The sequence below is a fragment of the Croceitalea sp. W27 genome (assembly GCF_055693185.1).
In genome coordinates, this window is the sequence record NZ_CM146327.1 from 3774925 (window position 1) to 3798763 (window position 23839).

The following is a 23839-nucleotide window of genomic DNA, read 5'->3' on the forward strand; positions in this document are numbered from 1 at the left end:
ATGTTGTCCATCATCATAGTTTTCTTAATAAAGAATAGATCGTTTAAATAACTTAAACATGTTAAAGTATTTTTGACAACAAATCATATATTTATGTTTGCATAGGCACTAGATATTTGATATTACAGAATTAATGTTTAAGAAAATGATTCAAAAGTTAAGTCAAGATTATATAGTAATATGTTTTTCCTTAGACCATTTTATTGGTAAAGGGAGTATTGTCGATTCATATACCGGTGATTTTAATATCGAAGAGTCTAAATTAATAAAAGGTAAAGAACAAATATTTAATGCCGCTAAGAAGCTTTTTGAAGATGTTGACAATTTTGCAAAAAAAACTAATAACGAATTGTCACTTGATTTTCTAGCTTCAGTATCCTCACTCTATTATTTGATTGAAACTTTATTAAAACCCACCGGCAAAAAGTATCCTGAACATATTAATAATATATACAAAACAGCTTTATTACAACCCTCTAAAAATGAAATTGAAACATTAAAAAGTAAACTTATTAGAAGTCTTAAAAAAGTAGGATACCAAACTGAGTGGCCACAGTGCTATAAAGATTGGAATGAGGATAATTTAATAAGTGGAGAAGAATATTTTACTATTCTAAAGAAACATTCCTTGCGACTAGAAAATTTAACCTTTGAAAGAATAATTAAGCCAATAATTGGAGAACAAGAAAGTGTAAATCTGCGTAAAATCAGTAATGTAACTTATGAATTAATTAATACAGAAGAGTTGTGGAATGCATATCATTATTACAAAAAGGATTATCAAAGTATTGTGAAAGTCAATAAGAATAACACCTTTAATAAACATGAAGCTTTTTTCTTGGCAGCCCACGAAATATTCCCAGGACATCATACACAAAATATTATAAGAGAATATTATTATAAACAGGGAATACTAGGTTTATCGTCTACAATCAATATATTATGCAGTCCTTTCTCCTTGATTGCCGAAGGGATTGCAGACTTTGGCTGCCACTTTTTAGAAAATAGTTACACTGATAATCAAATTATCAGTCACAACTACCGTCGACTAATAAAAACCGTTCGACACAAGCTAGCAGTCGAAATAATCAAGGGAAACTTAAGTATTAGTGAGGGTGTTCAAAAATTAAAGGGTGAAATAGGGTTGTCTACCGAGGCCGCTGAAAAACCTATTAATGCAGCCATCGGAAAGTGGAAGTACTATTTTCCATGCTATTATATGGGTTATAACCTTGTGGAGAATGTCTTCAAGAGTTATGGTTCTAGTTCGATTAAAAATTTATATCTGTACTCTACTCTTAGTTTAATAAAAAAATCGACAATTGGATAAATTCTTAGCTTTTCTCAAACGAAAAAAATTAATGGCCAAAATTGTGTCAATCATTACTATTATTGGAGGCGCAATAACAATTTACTCGATTTTTGGCCCTACAATCACAATAATGTCCATACTCGTATTTTTATTAATTATCCTTACTCTATATGTGTTTTATCTACAAAATGAAATTGACTCATTGATAAATAAAGAAAAAAAAATAACAATTGTAGAAGTTTTTAAAAAAACTTGGCCAGAAGCTATAAAAATCGGAGAATGGATTAACTCCAATATATTTGCCTCTAACCTTATACCTGTATTAAATGAAGCTAATAAGGATTTTATTCTGGAGAAGTATGTTAAGAACATTTTAATTACTGGTAATAATATTGAAATTACTCAAACTTTTGAAGGTAAAAACTTATCTATTGCATCTTCGGGATATGTCTCTTTAGCTAGTATTCGTGGAACAGGTCAAGACCAGAAAGAACATGATTTGGATTTGTATCAAGAAATCGGATTAGAAAGATATCAGGTAATTAGTAATGTTGAATATATTAGTGATAAACTCAATAAAATTAAATTGCAATTTTTAACACCACTAAAGATAAAAGAAAGATTTAAGTTATTTATGAATGAAAAAAAGGTCAATACTATGTGGCCTACAATGGATGCGGTCTTTTACACTCCGATTTCGTATTTTTCTAAAGGAACTATTCATTTTTCTTCTGAAATAAGATTTTCTGAAGCAGTACGTTCTTTAGGTCTATGGAGCTATGACTTAAATAATGATACTCTTAATACCTGTGAAGAACAACCTGAACAAATCTCTACAAACTACTTCAAGTTTGAAATTAAAAATCCTAACCCAACAAATCTTTACTTCATTGTTTACTTTAGATGAACCATGTATCTAAAGTTTGATATATTTTTCTTAACTTTAATTTTGAACGTTAAAAATATTGGTTATGAAGATTTTATTTAAAAATGGTGGGCCTGATGTGTAAATGAAGGTTTTACATCAAACATTAAAAAGGGGCAGGTTGCTTTGCAGCAATTTGCCCCTTTTTAATCGCTATCAAGAAATCTCTAAAATTAATATCAAATTCTGTATTTATGCTCAAATGATATTTCTAGGATTTAACTACCATTAGTCTTCTTCCATTCAATTTTTATTAGTGTCACAAAAACTTTCCCCTCGCCAGTCATACTGATATATCTCTCATCATGCTCTATTATGTTTTTAATAGTATGCTCAATCAAGTGGTCATAGAGTTCTTCTAAGCAATATCCTTTTATTGTTACCAAATGGGTTGAGAAGAAAATTTTAAGGACATTCAAATTATCCTCATTACCAAGCCAAGCGGTGATAAAGTGGCTATAATGAAAATTTTGGCGTGTACCATCTTTTAAATTAAAATCGATTGTCTTACTTTCGCCAAGGGTAAACACATTGAGTTTTTCAGTTTCTTCATAGGCATTCTCATCTTTCTCATTACTGGCAATAGCAAGGCTTTTAAACTTATACGTCTGGCTCATATTCCCTTGATGGTTTCGTTGGTCTTATTTCTCTCTCAATATCGGATTTTTCTTTATCCTTTGCAATGTCAAGAGTTTTAGGCAGAAAGTATCCATCCTTAAAAAGTTCGGTTGCACCAATTCTATCACCAGATTTTTGGATTTGAGCTAATAAAGTCTCCTTATCATCTGTATAAATTTTTACCCCCTCTCGCCCACGGGAAACAGAAACATAAAATTGTTTCTGGTTGCTGGCAGGAAAGGTCGTGCTAGGCTGATTTATTAATACATGGTCAACCGTTTTACCTTGGGCACTATAAGACGTGGAACAATAAGCATAGTCCAAATTACCAAAATTGGCAGGGAGGTTAAATCCTGTTTTCTTGGCTTTAGATTTCTTAATTGCTTTGATACGACCTTGGCTGTCGACCGAATTGACTGTTAGCACTGTTCCGTTATTGATACGCTTTTTATTTTCATCAAAGCTGTTTTTGGTAATACGGATTTCATCTCCTTTTGAAAGGGTGATTTCTCGTTTGCGATACACATCAAAATTTGATGGGCGTGACATATCCAAACGCACTATATCACCTTTATTGTTTTTAAAATAAACCGACTTCCCCTTAATATGGTCAATTTCTGCCTTACCCCCTCTTTTTAATTTGGGCATATTCTGATGCGCTTGTATCACATCACCTTTTTGATAAACCCGTGCATCTTTTTTCTTGGCATCCGTGAAATACAGATTTTCCAGTATCGTGACTGACTTTTCACGTTTCTTGACCTTGCCCCTCTCTCGAAGACCCTCTCGGATTTCGCCATTAATCTTCTGTGCCTGCTCTCGTGTTGGAGAAACAACAAGAGCTGATTTCTTGCCATCGATGACCTTTAGATAATCTTCTGTAAGGGTCTTGGAAATCTCAGTATAGTCTGTCTCAACGATGGCGTTCATATTATCCAATTGTTTGAACCCAGTAACTATATTGCCCTTACTTATATGATTGACGGCGAGTTTATAATTATTATGTTTCTGGCGATAAATGCGCTCCATTGAAGCTTGCGGAATATTGCCCACTGTCTTTAAAATCCGCATTGCATCTCCTCGGTCAACGGCAGAATGTTGTCTTGGGTCACCAGAGAGAATGACCCTTGTCTTATTTTTTGAGGCAATGCCCAAAATCGATGCCATGTCTTTCGTGCCAAGCATACCTGCCTCATCAACCCAAATAACCTGACCTTTAGATTTTTCTTGTAAGTCTTTGTCTTTTAAAAATCGAGCAACCGTATCGGTTCGTTCAAAACCTTCACTTTTCAAAACATCGTGTGCCGCTTCTGCCGTTGGGGCAAGTAAAATGACTTGGCGGTTACTTTTCTCAATTTTATTAACGGCATATTTAATAAGTGTGGTTTTACCCGTGCCAGCACCGCCCTTTATCATGGTAAGCTTATCGGGGGAGGTAAGAATATGTTTTAGGGCAGTTTCCTGTTCATCTCCAAGGTTCTTATATTGTCCTGATTTGAAATTGGCTTGAAAAGGCTTGACCTTACCCAACCCCTGAACAGCCAACTCAACCATCTTTCTTTCTTCTTTTAAGACAAGGGCGGTTGTGCAAAGCGTTTCACTTCCCGATTTAATTTGAAAAATACGGTCATCTTTTTTCAATGCGGTATCAATACCTTTCATAGAAACCTTTTTGTTGTCTATGGCATGAAGATAGGCTTCGCTTAATATCTGCCTTTCCCTTTTTACAGAGCTTCTGGTGAAAACATGATTGATGGCGTGGTTCATCGCCTTTTCTTCATTTAAACTCTTATCGATAGTCTCTTTCTCGCTTTTAGCTTTTTCGTCAATACCCTCATGAACAAGCTGGTTTCGCCATAGGTCTTGTAATTCAGGCATGGAGAGGGATTTTTGCTTCTTCCCTCTTGTTTTCGCTCCTAGTTCATCTAATTCCTTGCGATTGACAATGCCTTTTTCTTTTGCGACTTGCCCAATCAAATTCGTGCGTTTAGAAAAATGGTCTATTGCCTGTTGGGGTACGATGGCCACTTCAAACCCATTTCGGGTTTTTCGTATCCCATACCCCATATTGGATAGGTTATCTGCCAATCTCTTTTGAAATCGTGATTGATAATAAGGCATATCCCTTTTGATGTTGTGAAACTGTCCTGCCTTATACCGGGCTTCCTTTTCGTCATAGGTAACATTGAATGTAAAGCAGTGGCAGTGCAAATGCGGGTCTGGTGGTTGACCATCCACAGGTCGAGCCGTTTGATGCATAAAGTCTGTCCAAAGCATTGAAGCGGTAGAGCGGTCATCATATTGTCCTTGGGTACGAATACGGGTTTGCATATCCAATTCCATCTCATTCATGATGTCATGGACGCTTGTTTTGAAAACCTCCATCACTTTTTTATCATCTGTTAGCGCATGAACAATAGAAACGGATTTGGGTGCATGAAAACTTATATCATATCCCACTCGTCTATCCTTGACTGTTCGAGGGGTTAGCGAACCCCCATCTTTGGGATTAATATTGTCGCATAGTTTTTCGAAAGCTTCTTTATCGACTAGATGCCCCTCTAATCCCAATTGTTTAGCAATACGTCCGTTGAACGTGCCATTTAATTCTTGGTCATTGATATAGTAATCCGCTTTGGAAAGGGCATCCCTGAAATAACTCTTTGCATGTCCTGCCGTCTGGCTTTGAAACATTCTAATCATAATTCCCCCCAATTTTTGAATAAACAGTCTTCTTTACATGAGGGGGTTAAATCAGAACACGCACATGAAATGTCAGTCACAAATGGAAAATTAAAGTCTTATGGGATGTTTAAAAATTTCTTTGGATTTTCCTCGGCAATCATCCAAAATTCTTCATCTTCTAAATACCCTCTAACATCTATTCCAAAACGTCTTTCGTGATAGTCTTTTTGCAGCATGTAAAAATCTGATCCAAACAACACTTTATTTTTTGTGCTTGGGGTTTTGAGTAAATTTCTCAGTAGCGGATATAATTTGTCATCATAGACCGTAAAAGAAATGTCAGCATACACATTTGGATGTGCCATTATGAGCTTTCTTATAATCGAATACCAATTCCGTTCTTTTTTGAAATTCTCATCTGATGTGTCTAAATACTTATTCCATTCTTCATTCCCACCAAAATGGGCTAGATTTATTTTAAGATTTGGAAATTTTTCTAACACATAGCTGTAGTTGTCAGGGTGGTTCAAATACTTGGCAAAATCATAACTATTTCGTCCATCCTTTTTATCATAAAAACTAAAACGTTTTTTAGCTTTTTCTATCATTTCTTTAGTTGGATTATAGCGAAAATGATTTCTGTTCTTGGGGATACAATGGGTTGTAATAGGTATTTCATTCTCTTCGGCATATTTATAAACACCGTTCAGCCTATCGTCATCGGGGAAAAACCCAAGGGCAGGATATAGTTTTATTCCCGTAAAACCTTTCTTTTCAATATGCTCCTTTACAATATCTAATATATTGTCCCGCTGTGGATCAACTCCTATGAATGGATAACAAACATCTAAACCATCTTCTTCATATTTCTTTTTGATATTAGCAATATCATCAAGCTGTGACAAAAAGTCTTTTTTCGCTTTTCCAGCATTCATATAATCAAAATCGATAGTCAAGGGGCAAAACCTAGCCGTTGCCGGATAATATCCTCTCAACTCTTTAAAAATATCAACTTGGCTATCTTTTATAGCACTATAGATGAATCCAGCTATCCTTGGGGCAAATCTTTTTGCTAAACCGAATAATCGCTTTGCAATCCATTTTTTGCGCACAAGTGTTGTGGGTAGATACCACCCAATATATTTTTCTGGCAGATAATCTATTGTGAAGATATGGCAATGGACGTTATGAATGATATAGTCTAAACGTTTCTCTTCTGGCATTCTAGAAAAAATTAATGGGTTATAGGTAATCCATAGTCAGTTATAATTCGGTCAATATCATCAAGAACATATTTAGCAAGTTCTTTCTGTTTAGATATTGTCGAACTATCACTAGCATCTAAATCTCCAATAATAATGATGTTCTCATCATTAGTTAGGTTTGCAGCACCCGTATAGTTGAAGCTACCTGCAATTATAAGCCGCTCATCAATAACCATGATTTTATGGTGAAGTTTACTTGGTCTGGGAGCAGGTAAGCCTTTTTTAGGCACGAAGAATAAATCTGCTTGACTGCCTTTAAATGTGTCTTTAGCTGACCATTTTTGATTTGCTTGGGAAGTATACAATGCGCCTCTGACTTTTACCCCTCTTTGTGAAACACTTACCAATTCATCATCAATACCTGATGATTTTGCAAAAGTGAAAATGGCAAAATCAACTCTATTTTTTGATTTTGCTATTTGTTTCATGATTTCCATTTCTGGGTTATGGTCAGGGGCAAACAATGTTTTTACTCGAAGTCCTGAAACTTCAATCTCAGGTGGTCGCTTGTTATGAGCTAAATTATACTTGCCAAAATGACCGTTCCTAATTTCCTTAAACTCATCATTGTAATTTTTAGTCACTTTCTTATCATGAATAATGACTATATGGTTCAAATTTGATTTTACACCTGTTTCAGTAAAGTTTGTAGAACCAGTAAGAACAGAAGTGTTATCACGTGTGATAAATTTTTGGTGAAATATTTTTGGGTTAAAATCTGAATTGACCCTGATACTTGACCTTAGTATAGCATTATACAGTTCACGATTTATTTCATAATTACTGCCTTTTGGGTCAAAAGCATTTGGAGCAACCTTTTTAGAAATAAGATAGTCAGCTTCCAAAACTACTCTTATGCGGACACCTCTAATTCGTGCTCTAATTATTGCTTCTGCAATTTCCTTAGCATCAATTTCTTGAACAGCAATATTCAGATTCTTCTGTGCTCCATCAATAAAGTCAATTATTGGTGATAATAAATCATCAGGACTCCCTACTTGATGAGGCCCCATATACATCTCGATATTCCCTATAGTTTTAGGCATATATAAATTTGAATTTAATAAATGAAAGGGGAATCTTATTAAAAATAATGATTTCTTTTGAAATTTATGTGCGTAGTCACTTTAATCTCTTTGTCATAGAACGTACCTCAGTTGTTTTAAGGAGCGATACTACCAACGCATTGATTTGCCCGTCACTTGCCCGCACCAACCCCGTGTGATTCTGGGCAAATCAATTCTGCCTTGGCGTTTATTTCGCATATCAACTGATGATTTATAACAAAGGAGTACACAATGACTGCTAACGCACAAAAAACGGAAAAGAAAGGCAATCGTCCAACGCATATGCTTTTTGTTAAATCAGAAGATTTCAACCCTGCAATCAATATTAAGATTGCCGCCATGTGGGAACACCATAATGGTGATGGGATGAACTTCGGATTAGAAGAACTCATTCTTCACCAAGACAAGGATTCCAAAGGGAATATCATTCCATCCCTTTACGTGAGTACTAAAATTTACGGACAGCCTTGCAAAGTGAAAGTGGCGACTTTCGAACCTGCCGAAGACAACACCTTCAAAATGAACTTTGGCGATATGGTTGCCTTTAAGACCAAACCTCGTGAAGAGGTTGTCCTTAAAGCAACGACTAAACATCAACCTAAACTATAGTTTTTAAATGGGGAGAAGGTTGTCATAATTTGGCAACCTTCTTAACTTTAAGATTTTTATTATGCCACACTCAATTGAAGTCTTAGCGAAAATGAATGATGATTTTCGTAAAGGATATAATATTTTCAACGAAGATTTAAGAGAACGGGACAAAAATGGTTTCTTTGTGTACAGTGAATTCGTTAAAAAGCTAGATTATGCTAAATTCATGACCGTCCATAGTGGCGTAACTATTTATGCCGATTTTACATCAACCCATGAATTATCGAAGGAACGTAATAAAGGAAGGTTTTTTGAAGAAAGAATCATGAGTTCTGTAAACTGGGAAATTAATTATTATGATGTCAACTACCGTAACCCTAGTTTGGACCCTTATAATCCCTCAATTACAAGGCGTGTCTTAACAGTAATGCTAGGTCATAATTGCCTGAATAATTTTACTAAATTCCATCCATAGACATTCCATAGTATTAGCTCGGTAAGGCTTTGGGGCTTGCAGCGCTTCGCTCGCTTATTGCTCCCCTTTCCTTTTTTTTATTCTCTTTTTCAAGTGTAAGTATGCATACATGTTATACTTATACTTTCCTACTTCTATTTTTTTTGATATTCCTAAAAGGGACTTTAAAGCATGATAAGGTCTTATAGTGTGAATTGATTGATATCTCACTATAAACGGACCTAAATGAAAAGCTGCTTTTCTGTGGCGTAGGTCATAATCTACTTGATGATATCTAATACCAATATTTTTAATTGTTGAACCATAAATTATAAAATGATGACTTGGGATTTTAATAAACTGTTTTGATATCGTCTCTTTTTTATCTTGAACGTCTTGTTTTATAATCTTTTTTATTTCGGGTAAACTTTCTTCAATAAGTTTCTTTTTTTGGGGAGAATCTAAATTTCTATAAATAAATTTAGTTTTAGAACTAGTTTTTTTGGTAGCTTGTGACGATACTGAAGATGAAATTGTGTTGAATTTTTTTAATGAAATTCTCTCAACATCTTCAAGAACCAATTTATCAATAAAACCACGGGAATCAACATAATAGCGTTTAAGTATACCACTGTAAATTATGGCTCTACCGTCTAATTCAATAACGGAATCGATTATTGTAAAAACTTCTCTGAATTGATTTAATTTAGGCTTGTTGAATGATAAAATTCTATCCCAATTCCCCGTATAGTCTAGAAACTGAAGATTTGGATGAAACTTAAGATTGGTTAAATGAAATAAGTAATTTAAAGCAACGCCAAACAAGTAAGAGATTATTGTAAGATAAAAATTATACCCAATAAAGTTTTTGATTTCTTGTTTATTGTTCGATACTAATCCAGCATCTAGTTTCCCAGATTTACTGATTAAATTAATATCATTGAATGTGTAACTTTTTCCTCCAGTAATAATATCGTAAAACAATTGAGCTTTAAAATCATATCCAAAAGTTTCACTCTCTAGGATTATCCAGCTTATGAAGTGGAGTGATAGAGCTATTGTTACTACAAAAAATATTTCAATATAGAACTTTGTTCCAGCCAAAACTTGAAGGCCATCCCTTTTAAGATAACCTAGCCTGAAGGCTATGCCTGGTAATACAATAAACAGTAATAGTATTAATACTAACGCAAATTGCAAATGATGAAGTTAGATTATTGGTTGGATATTTTGTTTCTTATCATTAGCAATTTTACCAGCCGCAATAGTACCTTCCTCAATTGCTTCCTCAATTTCATCGGTAATATCTTTTCCTAAATAATAATATCTAAGACTTGTCTCTGTTACTTTAACCTCAATGGGATACCCAGCATCTTCAAGAGTTTTTGGGATTGTCACCGCTCGATACACAAAGTTATCGTACTTATTTTCTCGCAGTAGTTTCTCAATGTTCTTACCTATAGGTGCTTTCATTTATATTGACCTCCTCTCATATAATAGAATATGTTTTTTACAGTTTGTTACAGTTGAAAGTCATTAAAACATTTGTTGACAAGAATCGTACCATATTAAGTAACTGAAGAAAAAATATTATGCATGCATAGTATAGTTCACTTTCATTTTTAAAAATAGAAAAAAAATAAGATTGTTCCTTTATTTTGAGATTTTTTAGACAAAAAACATCTATTTTTAACATATTCTCATTTTAAATGCAAAATAAGCAAATAATATGCAAGTATATCTAAATATATGTTAGCCTACTTTTAACTGATTTAATCTTAAGTTGGTCAGTCAGAATTTGGTGTTTATTGCCAATTCATGTTAAACATATTACTTAATAAGTTGATAAATCACCTTTGTGATAGGGTCTAATTTGTAAGTTTGTTCTGTGCTCATTGTGCGTAACAAACACAGCTCTGAATAATCAGACATCTCCCCTAAGCAGTGCTTAAGTATATTTTCAAATTTCAAACCTAAGAAGTCCACTGAAAAACTGAGGTTTTTATTAGTCAAACCCCCTATAAAAACCATGAAAAATATGTGGTTTTCCTTTAATGGGTTTACTGGCTAAATCTTTATATTTAGTATTCCTCCAAATTGTTTCCCCCACAAACATAAAAGTACAAATAACATATGGCAAACGTGCTTGATACGCACTTGATTGATTGGCCAATGGGACATCCATTTACTATTCGGGATCCTTGTGAAGGTGTTCTCATAATGGGTGGTCTAGGCTCGGGTAAGACATCGGGTTCAGGTGCTTTATTGGCAAAGAAATATCTTAATAAAGGTTTTGGCGGGCTAGTACTCACAGCCAAAGAAGACGAATTGGAACTGTGGAAATTCTATTGCAAAAAATATGGTCGTGAAGATGACTTAATTATTATTGGTCAAGATTCCGATGAGTGTTTCAACTTTCTTGATTATGAGTCTAGTCGCCCAGATAAAGGCACAGGAATTACACACAATATAGCAGATACTTTAAAAACTGTAATCAAAGCGGGTGCAAATGAAGGTCAGGAATCGGATAAAGCTTTTTGGGATGCATCCCTACAACAACTTCTAGTCAATTCGGTTGATTTAGCTCTTTTGACACAGAAAAGAATTAAGTTCGAACATATTTACAAAATCATACAATCCGCACCCAAAAGCAAAGCTGAATTGAGCAGTGAGTCTTGGCGTAAAAGCTCTCAGTGTTTTCGACTGATGGAACACGCAGCTATCAAATTGAGTGAAGCTCCTAAGTCTAAAAAAGCAGATAATTTAGCCAGACGATTACACATCATTGAGGATTTCTTTTATGGCAACTGGCTATATCTTTCGGAAAAAACCCGAAGTATCGTCGAGCAGATGTTCTTTGGCTTCGGAGACCGCTTTATGCGTGACCCTCTATATTCTTTGTTCAATACGGAAACCACTATTACCCCAGAGGATACCATCAAAGGAAAAATTATAGTTTTCAACTTACCTTATCTTATTTATGAGAATATTGGTCGAGATGGACAAATTCTTTTCAAGTATGTTTGGCAAAGAGCTATGCAAAGAAGACAAATACGGGATAACAGTCGTCCGACCTTTCTTTGGGTAGATGAAGCACATTACTTTCTGCATGACCATGATATTGACCATCAATCTACTGCTAGAAGTTATCGGGCGTGCACCGTATATTTAACTCAAAACCTTCCCAATTATTCCCTACATGCAGGAGGAGGAGAACGAGGGGCATATCACTTCAAAGCATTGGCTGGAAACCTAGGGACAAAATTCTTTCACGCTAATTCAGATGTTGAGACTAATGAGTATTCTGCCAATCTCATCGGTAAAGAATTAAAATGGGTTAGTAGTGAAGGGATGTCAACGGGAGATAATTCTAGTTTTAGCGAGGGGAGTTCTCAAAATATGCTTTATACCATTGAGCCGTCAGATTTTGCTCGGCAAAAAACTGGTGGACCCATCAATGAGTTTTGGATTGAGGTTATTGTTCACCGGCAAGGAATTCCCTTTGAAAACACAGGAAAGAATCATTCATTATTCACTATAAACCAACAAAAAATATGAGTACAGAAAGTCAGTATTACAGTTATAACCCTGAGAAAAGAAATATATTCATTGAAATCCATCAAGGACGCACCAACCGATTTAAAGAATTTGTAGTTGGATTTTTCTTGTTATTTGCTTCTTATGGTTCTGCAATCGTTGAAGTCTTTTTAAGAAGAAAATTTGGCGAACGGTATATCACTTTAGCCCAATCGATTGGAATTTTTTTAAGCTCATTTGTTCTTTTCCCAGTATTAGTTTATTTGTATGTCAATTTTCTAGAACTAGTAGGGGTTAATATTCGTACCATCAATCTGAGTCAAGTAAGAAATTCAGGAACGTTTTTGAGTATTTTCATGTTGATATTTTTAGGCTTTGCAATTTATCATCGCTTAGAAATAAAAAGATATGGAACAGCTTATGATTTTAAACGTTTCAGTCTATCCGATGGTGAAATAGCCCCATTCTGGTATAAAATTATCGGTAGAAAAGTACTAGGTGTAAAAATCTCCCACTATTTGGTTCACGTTCTTTTAGAGCCACTTATTCCAATTCTAATTGGACTTATATTTACGTTTATTGCGTTTGCAAAATTAACGGGTGTTCTACTTATCGTTTGTGGTTTGATGTTTATGGCCAAGAACTTTAGTAAAGCTCAACAGGGAAGGGATTGGGTATTAGACAATATCGATAAGAAGATTACCAATGAAATGAAATATGATGTTTTTATTGGCCAAAAACCAAAAAAAGACACCAAAGGCGTTTATTTACCTATAGAATTACCGGAAGATGAAGAAACCCGTAAAGTACTTTATGACATTGTCGAAGACTCATTTACCACATCTGATGAAATATGGGTCAATGACTTTCTAGACGAAAAGAAAAAGGGTGGTCAATCAGGAAATGGATAAGACTCAATTTAAGAAATGGGCAAATTCTGGCGCGTATTCGGGAATCATTCTTTTGATAATTCCTGAGTATAGCTCAATCTTGTTTTCGAGAGTCTGTTGCTTATCTTGACCCTCGGCAATTTCTCTGAGGGTTTTACGAATAGCTACCTCACCCATAACCGATAGTTTAACAGGTGGCTCAAATCCAAGAGATTCCGTTAACAAAGCTCTGGCTTGTTCTTTATGCTCAAGATCATTTTCGCCATATCTTTTAAAGTGATCCCAACTTGCTAACGCCATCATTCACCTCTTAAATGTTTGTTTAAACAAGAAAAACTTAACATAATGATTTATTTATGTCAACAAAACTCGATGACTTAGACCTTGAAACTATTGGTACTATTGCTGAGCGAAGTCAAAAAGTTCAAGACCTTATTGCGGAGAAAAATAAGATACTTTTTGACATGGATAGAACACAAACCACTTCTTCCAAAAGTCCTAGTCCAGCTCCCAAACCAAAAGGGGATATTCGTATTGTTAAATCAGAAAAAAAGGAAACGATATCTAAAGAGGATAACGAATTAAGGAAGGCAGAGGTTTCTCGTGAATATGAGGACAAGATTAAAGACGAAATGCTCAATAAGGCTAAATCAACGGGCGACTATGAAGACTATACCATTGAGCAATTAGAAAATATGCCCCCTAAGGATGCATCCGTTCTAGCCGAGAAAGGTGTTGATGGATATAAACAATTGCAAGAGCAAAAAGGGATAGAAACAAGAGAAGAACAGTTTCAAGATAATAAGGAAAGTCTCAATCTATCTATGACCGATAAAGAATCTAAGGAACTATTTGATGAACCGGAAAAAGGTGAAGAAATTACAACCCTAGAAGAAAAAGAAATCTTTCATGACCAAGATATAGAACTCAGTCTTCAAATGGATGATGAAACTAGCGACAAGGTTTTTCATGACCGTCAATTAAATATAGATGATTTTAAGGATAATCTGAAAGATATATATGTAGACAAAAAACCATCTCCGTCAGATGATTTTGAATAAAAAGAAAGCCCATTTAGATTATGAGCTTTCTTTAAAATAAATTTAGAATCTTATGGGTTAAAATTTGGTGGTGTTACGACCTCCAGCCGTTCTCCATTTTGAACTACAAGCGTTTCAATAACCTTTATGAATATGACATTGCCCTTTTCTTCAAACATTGTGGCTAATTCTTCGTGCAAGAAATCAACAGGTGCTTCCGCACCTTGTCTATATTTAAGGGCGTTTATTTTATGTTCATCATCCATGTTAACCTCAATGTCATTAAAAGTAAATTCTTGAAATACATTTCCATTGATATCCTTTCCAAAAGGGGGGATTTCATCGGTTAATCGCTTTTGTCTCGCTTTAATCGAGAAACTTCCCTTCTCAATTGGACGACCTCCAGTATTTTGAGAGGGTATAAGAGTACCGACTGCAAACGTCATGGGGTCATTTATCATGAGTTCTGCATTTGCTGAATTTTCCTCCGTAATAATAAAAGAGATTGTTACATTATTTCTTTTACGCCCCCTATCTAGTTCTGCTTGATTGTAAAACGAGTAAAAATCGTCTTCAGATTTTGGGGCTGTGCCATCTTTATTATAACTAGCACCTGTAACGCTAATAATACCTGCCAACTCATCTAATCCTAAATCAGTATAGTATTTATCATTACCTCTGAGCGATATGTTTTTGCTCTTTATTAGAAAGATTTCACCTTCACTAAATCGTGCTCGCGCTATTCCACCTAGAAAAAGTGTTGAAATATCATCAGAAGGTGTACTATCCCCGTCTGAGCCTGAATCAGCTCCATTACTGTCACCAGAATCGACCGTACCTGGCTCTTGAAGGTTAGAATTTTCATTATCAGAACTACACCCGACCAATATGATACTAAATACGATAAGTAAATATGCTAACTTTTTCATTAGTAATCGATTTGTATTGATATTGCCATTCCTTCTGCTGACCTAATTTGAAGACGGGTATAACTCTTGCCTTCAACATCAAGGACAATATCGGACAATCTATTGTCCGTCTCAATCTCTTCAACAAAAGTGCTTTCATTATATAGGGTGATATAACCAAAGGTGCCATTATTAAATAATCTAGTTGTAATTGTTTTTATTCCAGAGGTACTATCCAAATTAATCCCTATCAGTCTGAAAGAAGTCCCATCATTCCAAAGGCTAATTCCCTTGATATCCACCACCTCTCCATTCAATTCTTCGGTAATGAAAAAGTCATCTGACTTTGCCCCCGAATTATTAAATGTAAATCCCTCAAGGCTAAAAGTGGTGTCCTCTTCCTGAACATCTAAACCCGATAAATCTAGGTTTATAGTTTCCATTTCGATTTCTTCTTCATTTTCTGGATTATCATCATTACTAGAACATAATGATAGTGGCAAAGAAGCTAAAAGAAGTAATAAAAATTTGCTGCTTAATATAAAGGCTTTCATATTTATAAAATTTAATTGTTTAATTCATTCTTGAATAATTTCTGAAGCTTGGCATGCCCTGTAAAAACCAACCTCTATCCGATTTTCCAATCGTTGACAGGCTTATTCTTCCAATAAACTTGCCATTGGTAAATTCTAATGTAGTGTTACGAGCATCCAGCCCATCGTTTTTTAGGGAGTAACTCACTTTTGAGAACTCAACATCGTCCCAATCTGTTAGGCCTCTTGAAGTCGCCTTTGCTCTTAAAAAATCAAAGGCTTCAATAAGTTTTGGATAGTATTCCGCATGTCTGTCACGTTCCCATTTGGCATTGGATTTCTTTTTAGAGTTTTCTATAATGTATTCAACTTCATTCTCAGTGTAGACATAACTGGCAAATAATTCTTTGTCATTGGTCTTCAAGGCATAGAGAACTGATTTGCCCAAATGTTCAGGGGTTTCATTTCCTACATCACCTCTTGAGCCACAGGAAAAAAAAGTTAAAATCAACGTCGTTAATAAAGTTATTTGTAAACAAAATTTTAGTTTCATATTCATTTTTTAAAGATTAAAAGAGTGTAGGTTAGTACTAAAGAATTGAAGAATTCTTGGTCTAAGGGTCTCGAATATGAAAGGTGTCATTACTCATACGGCAAAAAAATAGCGCGGTACTTAGTGTGCCTTGAGTATAGAGGTACTGGTATACCCTGAATCAAATACAGCAACTAAGCCCGCGCCTTCACCGTGGGCATTAGCTTTTTGCCTTCCATCTGACTCAAAAATTACCAGTTTTCTATACTCGATGGAATTTGCTAGCTAACGCTTATGTTTTAAATATTTAGTTTTCTATATATCTATATTAAATAGTTTATTATCAATCGTTTTGATTCATTGAATCTAAGATAGAGATTCAATTTAATCCACCAAATTTTAATCGATTATTGTTTTAAAGCATTAGTCCATTATCGGCAAAGGAAGCGTATCCTTCGTTTGTTAGGATAAGATGGTCAAGAATTGGAAGGTTGAGATATCTACCAGCCTTGACCAATTTCTTCGTTAAGTCTCTATCCGATAAACTTTCCTTTAAATTTCCCGAGGGATGGTTGTGTCCTAAAATAATGGCGCAAGCTCTAGCCTTTAAGGCTGAAGCAAAAATCAATTTAGCATCGGCTACTGTACCCGAAACACCACCTTGTGAAATTGGCACAATACCCATACAGCGATTATTTCTATCCAGTAAGAGTATTTTGAACTCTTCAAAAAGATTGATGGTCATATCGTCCCAATTTGCACGAAACAGTGAATGTGCATCCTGTGAGGAAGTTATTTTGGGGCGTTTATCAGCTTTGACCTTTCTGGTATAGGTCAATTTGATTTCGCTAATGGCATATTTTTCTTGATTTTGTTTCATGCCACAAGTTTGACATGGGTTTGAGAGAAGAAATACGCACCTAAACCACAAAAAATTTAAGGCTTTTTGATAGTTGAAATCACTTGTTACTTCTTATCTTACTATGCAGGCATTCTAATAATTTTATTTGATTAAAAGATGAAGAAAAAAACTTTTAGTAGACTTGAATCTTTACTGAGAATTGCATCTTATATTTTCATAGGTTTCATTGGTATCATAATCACCAATAAAGTTGAATACAATAAGTTAGATTCAAAATATGTAGAAATTGCCGTGAATTTATTACAAGATGAATCTGTTGATAAAGGACTAAAAGAATATGCCGTGGATTTACTCAATGAGCATTCTGAAGTTAAACTAAAAAAAGATTTACAAAAAAAATTAATAAAAGGCGAGGTAACCTTACCAAATAACCTATTAAATGCATTTGCAATAAGCACAATAGATAATAATATGGACAAAATTCGAAATGACCCTGGCATACAGAAATGGATTAATCGAAACAAACCTGACAATGCTATTGCAAAAACCTCAGTTGCATATAGAGGTATAGATTTCGATTCCCCATATGCTGTAGTAAACTTTGAAGTCAACAGTGTAGAAACTGACAGGTCTAGTCAGTGGTGGCTTAAAGAAAATACCAATGCCATACTGAAGGCTGAAGGGTGCAATGAAGATGGAAAAAGCTCCGGGTGGTGGAACTTTTATGATAAATCTGGAGCATACGAAAAGTCTATTTTATATGACCCAAAAAAATCAGGAGCAGAAAGTATAATTGAAAAATCAAATGATGCACCAAAACAAGTAGGACATCAAAGAAATAAATAAGCTTCTTACTTTGATAAATCTATGTCTTTATCGCTATTTATATCGAAAGTATCTAAATCAATAGAATGATTATCTAAACTTTCAATATCAAGAGGAGGAATAATTTCTTTGTCTTTTTCAGCTAGCAATTCTTTCCCATACTGCTCCATTCCTTCTTTCATCGCTTGCATTCGATTATTGCCAGAAGCCAAATCTTTTAAGATATCTGATTTTAGTCCAAGTTCCTTAGCTAACCCATATCCCTGGTTGAATGCCTCCTTATAGTTCTTATCGACTTTTATTTCCTCCATTTCTAGAAAGTTTCGTGGGCGTGTTGTTCTATGTAGTTATTGATTGAATCGCTATCATATAGGATGATTTTCTTTTGTGGTTGAGAAAACCGAATTTTTCCTTCATCCCTAAGTTTTTGCAAGGTCGTCTTGGATGATATTTTTAGAATACTCATTGCTTCCTTGCCATCAATCCATTTGGCAGGTGCTTCTTTTCTTTTGGCATCAATATGTTCTACCACCTTATCAAATAAAGTGTAAAAGGCATCTTCTTGAAGGCAGACAACCTGCATATAAGTTTATTTTTATTCTTCAGGTTTTAAGTAACAATTTTGTGTCGCCTAATTTTCTAATTGAAAAACCATTTTCACTAGGGTTAATATTACTTAGGGTTGTTTTTTGATTTTCAGAATCACTGATAATTATTTTATAATCAAGTGTTTTTAAAGGAAGTTCAATTTCTTTACTTCCATTCCTGTTTAATTTCCCCTTGGTCAGTTGTATAGTAGGTTTTGGAACTCTAGTATTTTTAACCTCTGTGCAATTATATGAAGCTGTAATTTTCCCTCTACCATCTCTAAATGGTCCCGTACATTCCCCATTATTTCTAACAATACCTCTAATCTCAAAACCAAGTTTAGATTCATTAAATACTCCGTTGAAAGTACAATTTCTTCGTGCCGTATGGGTAATACTAATTGAAGGAACATCGATATGCCATCCATTTAGTGTATCAGCACTCACAATCCAATTTACGGGTGTTTCGCTCTGACAATAATCATTCCTATGTTCAAAATCACCAGATTTCTCTCTTTTCTCAATTGAGTTTTCAAATGGTGTGGCAAAAACTTCATAACTGACTTTGTTATTGGTTTCTTCCTTTTCTTTACCCTCTCCATTTCCAAAAATTAAAGCAAGTAATGCTAGTACCGATAAAAAAGCCAGTAGAATACTTATCGTTAAACGATATTTGGATCGGTTTTTAAGCTTTTCCATTGCTAGATTATAGCGTTGTTCTTTTGTTAGCTCATCGATATTTACATGGAAGTCTTCCAATATCATACCAGCAACTTGAGCTTTTTCATCGTCAGGGGTTTGTTCTAATATTTTTCTTTTGTCTTTTGTCTTTCTCTGAAAATAGAGAAAAGCAGCCGCTACAATGAAGGCAATTAAGGATATAATCGTTTTTATGTTAGGAATAACATCCCATATGTTTGAATCTGCTAAAAAAATATTTTGAAAGCTCATAATTTCTGAGACTTAATTTTAATCGTTTATATTTTTATCTAAATCCTCTAGTAAGGTTTAATCTAGTTACAAAATTTATTGAAAATCTATTCTCAGATTCTAGATTAAAGTCATTATTAACATCATTAAAATTGACAACAATACCAACTGACGGGTTTGTGGGTTGTTTTGGCTTTGAAAAGTATAATCCCGTAGAAAAAGACGTTAAATTTTCTAATTCATTTTGGTAAGTATTTAAAAGGCCTAAGTATAGCCCTATGGAAGGAAACTTATTATGAACAAAAAATGCTTCAAGATTTAAATCTTGTTTTTTAGCAGTTATATAATCACCTTCATAAACCGTAGTTTTGGAAGAGGTAGCTCTTTGTATAGTACCATCTGTATCCGACCGTTGCTCTCTTAAAGAAAGTTCAGTTAATTCAGAAAAATTATCAGAGAATTTAGGCGAGTATGAAATTCCTAATGTCGTATTAAATCCAAATAAATTTGGTGTCCAATAATTATATCCAAAATTTATAGACCATAGGGTTGCGGTTATTTTATCTTTTTGATTTTCAAATGTGTTATCTGCCACAAACCTTGTAAATTTTCTACCTTCTATACTTGGGCTTATAAAGAACCAATGTCCCTCAATTTTACCTATGTTTCCAATTTCTTCCTTTAATTCTTCTTTGTCCATTTTATTTATTTTACTGACAAAGTAATTATAAATTTCATCCTCATTTTTAATTCTGAACTTCTTAAGGCCTATTAACAAGCTTCCAGTTACACCTCCAACAACATTACTGTTTTCAAAAACACTAGCGATACTGTTATTGATTTTACCAGAGCCATTCAAACCAACTATCAGAAAATCACTAGTCTCTTTTAATTGAAATTGATGAAGGTTTTCAATTGCTATTTTTTTATCCTTTGTAGAAACATTTATTGCTACCGTGGCAGGTAGTCCAAACTCAAAGTCTTCATCTTTAAATTTACTATTATTTTTCTTTTCTAAAAATTCTTTCTTGTCAGGATTTATTCCAAGAATCAATGAACTGGTGTTATTTGAATTTTGAGCAATAGTCTGTCCGAAAATTTTTATTGAACATAGTAGAGACAACGCAAAAATGTAGAATTTTGAACTCATAATTTTAAATCATCTTTTATTATAGCCCATCCTTTAGGACCAAATGTATCTTTACTTTCCTTTGATTTCTCCTTATTACCGTATTTAACATTAACTGTTACAATACATTCTTGACCTGGAATTCCAAAAGTAAGTAGGGCATAATCAAGATCTCTGTCTGTATCTATGGGAAAATCTTTAAAAATTTTGCCCCATTTACCATCTTTAAAACGCAGTGGGTTTTTAAAATCTAGGTGTTCTAAAATTAATACAGGAATTCCTTGAGCAGTACCAGAAACTGTAATTAAAACATTAGCTTTCATAGTTGTATAAATTTGAATTTTGGTTATTAAATATTGATATAAATCACAAATGGTTTTTTTAGAAAATTTAGATTCTTTGTTTCTAAGCCAAGAATTAACTTATAAAATATGTGGGGGAAAGATGATTAAAAATAAGAGATAATTTTAAATGTACCAACTACATGTTAAATAAAAATGTTCTAGCCAAACACTCATCTTCATCTGTTTTGAAGTTTGCTATGACCAAGCATTTTATTTATGCATTAATTGGCATATTGTTTAAATAAGAATGGTGACGTTAGAAAATTCTATAATTTTGATAGCTATTTTAAATCAAATAAAATCTTTTTCTTTTGCTATCAAAAGAAGTTGTTTCCTGCTACCGCCTGGGATGTCAAAATCCAATTTCAACCTTTTTATACGCCTTTCAATAGTGGCTCTGGAAAATGGTAAAACAAGAGGGAGATTTTTAATTTTTGCTCCTGTAGAAAGGTGATATAATATTTTTTGATTCCAAACATCAACGTAAACTTCATTGTGCTTTGATTTGGAAATCCATTTTTTTATTTTTTGACTAAAATATTTTTTACCCGAAATCACCATATTAATTGAATCGACAAGTACGTGTTCATTTATATCGGACTTTACCAAAATACCTTCCGGGTTTAAATTATCATAGACACTTAAAAGACGGTCAACATCAGTTGTGGCCGTGTGAACCATTATCTTATTTTTTGGATACCTTTTTCGAATATGTAATCCTAGATCCTCGCCGTTCACAATGGATTTATTCTGTGATACTGGCAAACGGATATCCAAAAAAACAATGTCGAAGAAGTCTTTTTCAGAATTTAATTTATCAAGGGCTTCATCACAGTCCTTAGCTTTTTGAATTTCAATTTTTTCTTTGATTTTACCATTCATTAAGATTGACGAATATCCAATTATCGTCATCGGATGATCATCTATAATTAAAATTTTAATTCTTTTCATAGTCCAAGATTTTGGTGCAATGGTCAACATGGTTCGGATTGTCGAGTTCCTTGCTAAAAGAATTATTCAAAATTTTATGATGTGTTCATAGACGTAAATAGGTTTTATAAATAATAACAAGAAAGGTATTTCAATATTGCTTAAGTTTAATTTTTTTTGAATTTGAAAATTATATTTTGCAAAGATTGAGGGAAAATACCTCAATTATAATAACGAAATATAATACATTTATACTCCAAACTTTCCTTAACAAGAATATAGATTTAGATATTTATACTGATGTAAGTCAGAGCGGCGTAGCCCTGTTTATTCCCCATAATAGTTCATATTAGGGATGTCTACCGAGATATAGAAGTGTTTAGATTTTTCTTAGCAAGCACTTGTATAACATATAACCCAAAAATTACTCACCATGAACAACGATTCCAACGTATGGAATGTCCTACATGTAAAAAGCAAGTATGAAATAAAGATTAGTAAGCTTTTAAAGGAAAACAATATTGATTCTTTCCTTCCTACTTATACTACTATAAGACAATGGAGTGATCGAAAGAAAAAGATTGTTTTACCCCTTTTTCCCTCTTATGTTTTTCTCAAGGCAAAATCTAATAAAGAACTCTACATGCCCCTGACTTTTAAAGGAGTAATTAGATATCTCAAAACAGGTCAAAAACTTGCTAAGGTTAGAAACGAAGAAATAGATAAGATAAAACGGCTGTTAAAAATAGATGGAATAAGTGAAATTTCTACTTCCTGTTCTAATATAAAGAAAGGGGAAAAGAAAATTATAAACTACGGCCCGCTTTGCGGATTAGAGTGTGTCATATTAACTGAAGAGAATAAGAGTAAGGTGTTCGTCAGAATAGAATCACTTAATAACAATATAACTGCTGTCTTGCCCGTAAGCTACCTTTCAAGAATTTAAAATATTGTGGGTATAAACTCATCTTCTGCCTAGTTGAATTCTAAATTGTAATTAGAAATTTCTAGCACGAAGTATATTGTCTAAGTATCTGAAATACAACATTTAAAAATAATTTTTTTATTAATTTAAACTATGCAATCATGGATTTTTCAATTGAACCTACCTTAAAAGAAGTAACCCGTCTGGTTAATAATCACAGTGCGTCGGGAATACCAGTAGAAGATTTAAGAACTAAAAACTTACATGGACTTATTGGACATCCAAGTTTTTTAATACCTCTTCTTAAAAATATTATTAGCGACGAAAGTTCGTTGAATGAAGTCGCATCGAGATCTTATAAACATGTGAACCATTTTGATAAAATTGTGATTGTAGATAGTGCAAATACGTCAGCGTATAGATTGACTTTTCATTTTTGGTTACCCCCATTTACAGATGAACAGGTTGAAGATGAGCTAATTCATGAGCATAGGTTCAGCTTTTGGTCTAAGATTATTATTGGTAATCTTCACTCTGAGATTTTTGAGATTAAGAGCAGTAAAGAAAGTAATTATAAATCATATAGATATTTTCCAGATAACTCAGGTGAAAATATCATTAATGATTTTTATGAATTAATAGAGAATGTTAAGCTTGAAAAATCGTCAGAAGAATGTCAAAACCATAATGATACTTATTTTTTATCGGGAGAGACAATTCATAGACTTAATATAGATAAAAACGAACCCTGCTGCACAATGGTTTTAAGAGGTCCCAGAATCAGAGACTTTGCAGTTGTTTATAGCGATGTTTATCCAACACAGAATTTAAACATTACTAATAAGATGTTTACCCCCAAAGAAATGAAATTTAAACTTGAAAAAATACTTAGTTTTTTAAATAAGGAGGAATTAGTAGCTATATAAAGATTAACTTAAAATTAGATAAGA

At 33.8% G+C, this 23839-nt stretch carries 27 protein-coding genes; 10 read left to right on the forward strand and 17 right to left on the reverse strand.

The genetic code is table 11. The features are described 5' to 3' along the window. The first annotated feature begins 145 nt into the window (after positions 1 to 145). Positions 146 to 1330 (forward strand): hypothetical protein, encoded by a 1185-nt coding sequence (locus ACZ1GR_RS17230; RefSeq protein ID WP_472610082.1) that lies wholly within the window; start codon positions 146 to 148, stop codon positions 1328 to 1330. Further along, entirely contained in the window at positions 1323 to 2219 is an 897-nt protein-coding gene (locus ACZ1GR_RS17235) for a hypothetical protein (protein ID WP_472610083.1), read from the forward strand. Before ACZ1GR_RS17230 ends, ACZ1GR_RS17235 begins: the two co-directional genes overlap by 8 nt. Before the next feature lie 236 nt (positions 2220 to 2455). Here ACZ1GR_RS17235 and ACZ1GR_RS17240 read toward each other — a convergent pair whose 3' ends face one another. The 4 genes from ACZ1GR_RS17240 to ACZ1GR_RS17255 form a co-directional block, all read right to left on the reverse strand. Then, entirely contained in the window at positions 2456 to 2854 is a 399-nt protein-coding gene (locus tag ACZ1GR_RS17240; RefSeq protein WP_472610084.1) for a hypothetical protein, read from the reverse strand. Next, on the reverse strand, positions 2838 to 5558 hold the full coding sequence (gene mobF / locus ACZ1GR_RS17245; RefSeq protein WP_472610085.1) for a MobF family relaxase: 2721 nt from the start codon (positions 5556 to 5558) through the stop codon (positions 2838 to 2840). Before mobF ends, ACZ1GR_RS17240 begins: the two co-directional genes overlap by 17 nt. Positions 5559 to 5656: 98 nt before the next feature. Next, positions 5657 to 6763, reverse strand: a complete 1107-nt coding sequence (locus tag ACZ1GR_RS17250; protein ID WP_472610086.1) for an amidohydrolase family protein — start codon at positions 6761 to 6763, stop codon at positions 5657 to 5659. A gap of 11 nt (positions 6764 to 6774) precedes the next feature. Then, positions 6775 to 7851 (reverse strand): phospholipase D-like domain-containing protein, encoded by a 1077-nt coding sequence (locus ACZ1GR_RS17255; protein WP_472610087.1) that lies wholly within the window; start codon positions 7849 to 7851, stop codon positions 6775 to 6777. A gap of 252 nt (positions 7852 to 8103) precedes the next feature. Between ACZ1GR_RS17255 and ACZ1GR_RS17260 the strand changes: the two genes are divergently transcribed. Next, a complete protein-coding gene (locus ACZ1GR_RS17260) occupies positions 8104 to 8481 on the forward strand; it encodes a hypothetical protein (RefSeq protein WP_472610088.1) in 378 nt (125 codons plus the stop codon). Between the two features lie 61 nt (positions 8482 to 8542). Continuing rightward, on the forward strand, positions 8543 to 8938 hold the full coding sequence (locus ACZ1GR_RS17265; protein ID WP_472610089.1) for a DUF3768 domain-containing protein: 396 nt from the start codon (positions 8543 to 8545) through the stop codon (positions 8936 to 8938). Between the two features lie 54 nt (positions 8939 to 8992). On the opposite strand, the gene ACZ1GR_RS17270 is transcribed toward ACZ1GR_RS17265, so the two are convergent. Together ACZ1GR_RS17270 and ACZ1GR_RS17275 are read right to left on the reverse strand one after the other, a co-directional pair. Continuing rightward, positions 8993 to 10117, reverse strand: coding sequence for a hypothetical protein (locus ACZ1GR_RS17270; RefSeq protein ID WP_472610090.1), 1125 nt, complete (start codon positions 10115 to 10117; stop codon positions 8993 to 8995). 9 nt (positions 10118 to 10126) lie between these two features. Then, positions 10127 to 10390: a hypothetical protein gene (locus tag ACZ1GR_RS17275; RefSeq protein WP_472610091.1), complete on the reverse strand. Its 264-nt coding sequence runs from the start codon at positions 10388 to 10390 to the stop codon at positions 10127 to 10129. A gap of 660 nt (positions 10391 to 11050) precedes the next feature. Between ACZ1GR_RS17275 and ACZ1GR_RS17280 the strand changes: the two genes are divergently transcribed. After that, on the forward strand, positions 11051 to 12475 hold the full coding sequence (locus tag ACZ1GR_RS17280; protein WP_472610092.1) for a type IV secretory system conjugative DNA transfer family protein: 1425 nt from the start codon (positions 11051 to 11053) through the stop codon (positions 12473 to 12475). Beyond that, positions 12472 to 13365 carry a hypothetical protein gene (locus ACZ1GR_RS17285; RefSeq protein WP_472610093.1) on the forward strand — a complete coding sequence of 298 codons (894 nt, stop codon included), beginning with the start codon at positions 12472 to 12474 and terminating at the stop codon, positions 13363 to 13365. Before ACZ1GR_RS17280 ends, ACZ1GR_RS17285 begins: the two co-directional genes overlap by 4 nt. Before the next feature lie 3 nt (positions 13366 to 13368). Here the strand turns inward: ACZ1GR_RS17285 and ACZ1GR_RS17290 are convergent, their stop codons facing one another. Then, on the reverse strand, positions 13369 to 13647 hold the full coding sequence (locus ACZ1GR_RS17290; protein ID WP_472610094.1) for a hypothetical protein: 279 nt from the start codon (positions 13645 to 13647) through the stop codon (positions 13369 to 13371). Between the two features lie 53 nt (positions 13648 to 13700). Here ACZ1GR_RS17290 and ACZ1GR_RS17295 point away from each other — a divergent pair, with 53 nt between their 5' ends. Continuing rightward, entirely contained in the window at positions 13701 to 14405 is a 705-nt protein-coding gene (locus tag ACZ1GR_RS17295) for a hypothetical protein (RefSeq protein ID WP_472610095.1), read from the forward strand. A 50-nt stretch (positions 14406 to 14455) separates the two neighbouring features. Here ACZ1GR_RS17295 and ACZ1GR_RS17300 read toward each other — a convergent pair whose 3' ends face one another. From ACZ1GR_RS17300 to ACZ1GR_RS17315, 4 genes are all read right to left on the reverse strand, one after another. Next, on the reverse strand, positions 14456 to 15313 hold the full coding sequence (locus ACZ1GR_RS17300) for a hypothetical protein (RefSeq protein ID WP_472610096.1): 858 nt from the start codon (positions 15311 to 15313) through the stop codon (positions 14456 to 14458). Continuing rightward, complete coding sequence (locus ACZ1GR_RS17305) at positions 15313 to 15846, reverse strand: hypothetical protein (RefSeq protein WP_472610097.1); 534 nt, start codon at positions 15844 to 15846, stop codon at positions 15313 to 15315. The genes ACZ1GR_RS17300 and ACZ1GR_RS17305 overlap by 1 nt, the downstream gene beginning before the upstream one ends. A gap of 19 nt (positions 15847 to 15865) precedes the next feature. Continuing rightward, positions 15866 to 16378, reverse strand: coding sequence for a hypothetical protein (locus ACZ1GR_RS17310; RefSeq protein WP_472610098.1), 513 nt, complete (start codon positions 16376 to 16378; stop codon positions 15866 to 15868). A 394-nt stretch (positions 16379 to 16772) separates the two neighbouring features. Beyond that, the gene (locus ACZ1GR_RS17315) at positions 16773 to 17237 is read right to left on the reverse strand and encodes a JAB domain-containing protein (RefSeq protein WP_472610099.1); all 465 of its coding nucleotides are present in this window, start codon (positions 17235 to 17237) and stop codon (positions 16773 to 16775) included. 138 nt (positions 17238 to 17375) lie between these two features. On the opposite strand from ACZ1GR_RS17315, the gene ACZ1GR_RS17320 reads away from it, so the two are divergent. Further along, positions 17376 to 18065 (forward strand): hypothetical protein, encoded by a 690-nt coding sequence (locus tag ACZ1GR_RS17320; protein ID WP_472610100.1) that lies wholly within the window; start codon positions 17376 to 17378, stop codon positions 18063 to 18065. A gap of 5 nt (positions 18066 to 18070) precedes the next feature. Here the strand turns inward: ACZ1GR_RS17320 and ACZ1GR_RS17325 are convergent, their stop codons facing one another. The 6 genes from ACZ1GR_RS17325 to ACZ1GR_RS17350 form a co-directional block, all read right to left on the reverse strand. Beyond that, the gene (locus tag ACZ1GR_RS17325) at positions 18071 to 18355 is read right to left on the reverse strand and encodes a hypothetical protein (protein ID WP_472610101.1); all 285 of its coding nucleotides are present in this window, start codon (positions 18353 to 18355) and stop codon (positions 18071 to 18073) included. A gap of 2 nt (positions 18356 to 18357) precedes the next feature. Next, a complete protein-coding gene (locus ACZ1GR_RS17330; protein ID WP_472610102.1) occupies positions 18358 to 18627 on the reverse strand; it encodes a helix-turn-helix domain-containing protein in 270 nt (89 codons plus the stop codon). 19 nt (positions 18628 to 18646) lie between these two features. Next, positions 18647 to 19582, reverse strand: a complete 936-nt coding sequence (locus tag ACZ1GR_RS17335) for a hypothetical protein (RefSeq protein WP_472610103.1) — start codon at positions 19580 to 19582, stop codon at positions 18647 to 18649. Positions 19583 to 19616: 34 nt separating this feature from the next. Beyond that, complete coding sequence (locus ACZ1GR_RS17340; protein ID WP_472610104.1) at positions 19617 to 20711, reverse strand: hypothetical protein; 1095 nt, start codon at positions 20709 to 20711, stop codon at positions 19617 to 19619. After that, the gene (locus tag ACZ1GR_RS17345) at positions 20708 to 21013 is read right to left on the reverse strand and encodes a hypothetical protein (RefSeq protein ID WP_472610105.1); all 306 of its coding nucleotides are present in this window, start codon (positions 21011 to 21013) and stop codon (positions 20708 to 20710) included. Before ACZ1GR_RS17345 ends, ACZ1GR_RS17340 begins: the two co-directional genes overlap by 4 nt. A gap of 312 nt (positions 21014 to 21325) precedes the next feature. After that, positions 21326 to 21985, reverse strand: coding sequence for a response regulator (locus ACZ1GR_RS17350; RefSeq protein WP_472610106.1), 660 nt, complete (start codon positions 21983 to 21985; stop codon positions 21326 to 21328). Between the two features lie 412 nt (positions 21986 to 22397). On the opposite strand from ACZ1GR_RS17350, the gene ACZ1GR_RS17355 reads away from it, so the two are divergent. After that, on the forward strand, positions 22398 to 22910 hold the full coding sequence (locus ACZ1GR_RS17355; protein ID WP_472610107.1) for a UpxY family transcription antiterminator: 513 nt from the start codon (positions 22398 to 22400) through the stop codon (positions 22908 to 22910). A 140-nt stretch (positions 22911 to 23050) separates the two neighbouring features. Next, entirely contained in the window at positions 23051 to 23815 is a 765-nt protein-coding gene (locus ACZ1GR_RS17360; protein ID WP_472610108.1) for a hypothetical protein, read from the forward strand. The last annotated feature ends 24 nt before the right edge of the window (positions 23816 to 23839 follow it).

What these genes read in the sequence shown, in the direction of transcription:
- ACZ1GR_RS17230 (WP_472610082.1), top strand. Translation starts at nt 146, where the DNA reads ATGATTCAAAAGTTAAGTCAAGATTATATAGTAATATGTTTTTCCTTA.
- ACZ1GR_RS17240 (WP_472610084.1), bottom strand. Translation starts at nt 2,854, where the DNA reads ATGAGCCAGACGTATAAGTTTAAAAGCCTTGCTATTGCCAGTAATGAG.
- mobF (WP_472610085.1), bottom strand. Translation starts at nt 5,558, where the DNA reads ATGATTAGAATGTTTCAAAGCCAGACGGCAGGACATGCAAAGAGTTAT.
- ACZ1GR_RS17250 (WP_472610086.1), bottom strand. Translation starts at nt 6,763, where the DNA reads ATGCCAGAAGAGAAACGTTTAGACTATATCATTCATAACGTCCATTGC.
- ACZ1GR_RS17255 (WP_472610087.1), bottom strand. Translation starts at nt 7,851, where the DNA reads ATGCCTAAAACTATAGGGAATATCGAGATGTATATGGGGCCTCATCAA.
- ACZ1GR_RS17260 (WP_472610088.1), top strand. Translation starts at nt 8,104, where the DNA reads ATGACTGCTAACGCACAAAAAACGGAAAAGAAAGGCAATCGTCCAACG.
- ACZ1GR_RS17265 (WP_472610089.1), top strand. Translation starts at nt 8,543, where the DNA reads ATGCCACACTCAATTGAAGTCTTAGCGAAAATGAATGATGATTTTCGT.
- ACZ1GR_RS17275 (WP_472610091.1), bottom strand. Translation starts at nt 10,390, where the DNA reads ATGAAAGCACCTATAGGTAAGAACATTGAGAAACTACTGCGAGAAAAT.
- ACZ1GR_RS17280 (WP_472610092.1), top strand. Translation starts at nt 11,051, where the DNA reads ATGGCAAACGTGCTTGATACGCACTTGATTGATTGGCCAATGGGACAT.
- ACZ1GR_RS17285 (WP_472610093.1), top strand. Translation starts at nt 12,472, where the DNA reads ATGAGTACAGAAAGTCAGTATTACAGTTATAACCCTGAGAAAAGAAAT.
- ACZ1GR_RS17290 (WP_472610094.1), bottom strand. Translation starts at nt 13,647, where the DNA reads ATGATGGCGTTAGCAAGTTGGGATCACTTTAAAAGATATGGCGAAAAT.
- ACZ1GR_RS17295 (WP_472610095.1), top strand. Translation starts at nt 13,701, where the DNA reads ATGTCAACAAAACTCGATGACTTAGACCTTGAAACTATTGGTACTATT.
- ACZ1GR_RS17300 (WP_472610096.1), bottom strand. Translation starts at nt 15,313, where the DNA reads ATGAAAAAGTTAGCATATTTACTTATCGTATTTAGTATCATATTGGTC.
- ACZ1GR_RS17305 (WP_472610097.1), bottom strand. Translation starts at nt 15,846, where the DNA reads ATGAAAGCCTTTATATTAAGCAGCAAATTTTTATTACTTCTTTTAGCT.
- ACZ1GR_RS17310 (WP_472610098.1), bottom strand. Translation starts at nt 16,378, where the DNA reads ATGAAACTAAAATTTTGTTTACAAATAACTTTATTAACGACGTTGATT.
- ACZ1GR_RS17315 (WP_472610099.1), bottom strand. Translation starts at nt 17,237, where the DNA reads ATGAAACAAAATCAAGAAAAATATGCCATTAGCGAAATCAAATTGACC.
- ACZ1GR_RS17320 (WP_472610100.1), top strand. Translation starts at nt 17,376, where the DNA reads ATGAAGAAAAAAACTTTTAGTAGACTTGAATCTTTACTGAGAATTGCA.
- ACZ1GR_RS17325 (WP_472610101.1), bottom strand. Translation starts at nt 18,355, where the DNA reads ATGGAGGAAATAAAAGTCGATAAGAACTATAAGGAGGCATTCAACCAG.
- ACZ1GR_RS17330 (WP_472610102.1), bottom strand. Translation starts at nt 18,627, where the DNA reads ATGCAGGTTGTCTGCCTTCAAGAAGATGCCTTTTACACTTTATTTGAT.
- ACZ1GR_RS17335 (WP_472610103.1), bottom strand. Translation starts at nt 19,582, where the DNA reads ATGAGCTTTCAAAATATTTTTTTAGCAGATTCAAACATATGGGATGTT.
- ACZ1GR_RS17340 (WP_472610104.1), bottom strand. Translation starts at nt 20,711, where the DNA reads ATGAGTTCAAAATTCTACATTTTTGCGTTGTCTCTACTATGTTCAATA.
- ACZ1GR_RS17345 (WP_472610105.1), bottom strand. Translation starts at nt 21,013, where the DNA reads ATGAAAGCTAATGTTTTAATTACAGTTTCTGGTACTGCTCAAGGAATT.
- ACZ1GR_RS17350 (WP_472610106.1), bottom strand. Translation starts at nt 21,985, where the DNA reads ATGAAAAGAATTAAAATTTTAATTATAGATGATCATCCGATGACGATA.
- ACZ1GR_RS17355 (WP_472610107.1), top strand. Translation starts at nt 22,398, where the DNA reads ATGAACAACGATTCCAACGTATGGAATGTCCTACATGTAAAAAGCAAG.
- ACZ1GR_RS17360 (WP_472610108.1), top strand. Translation starts at nt 23,051, where the DNA reads ATGGATTTTTCAATTGAACCTACCTTAAAAGAAGTAACCCGTCTGGTT.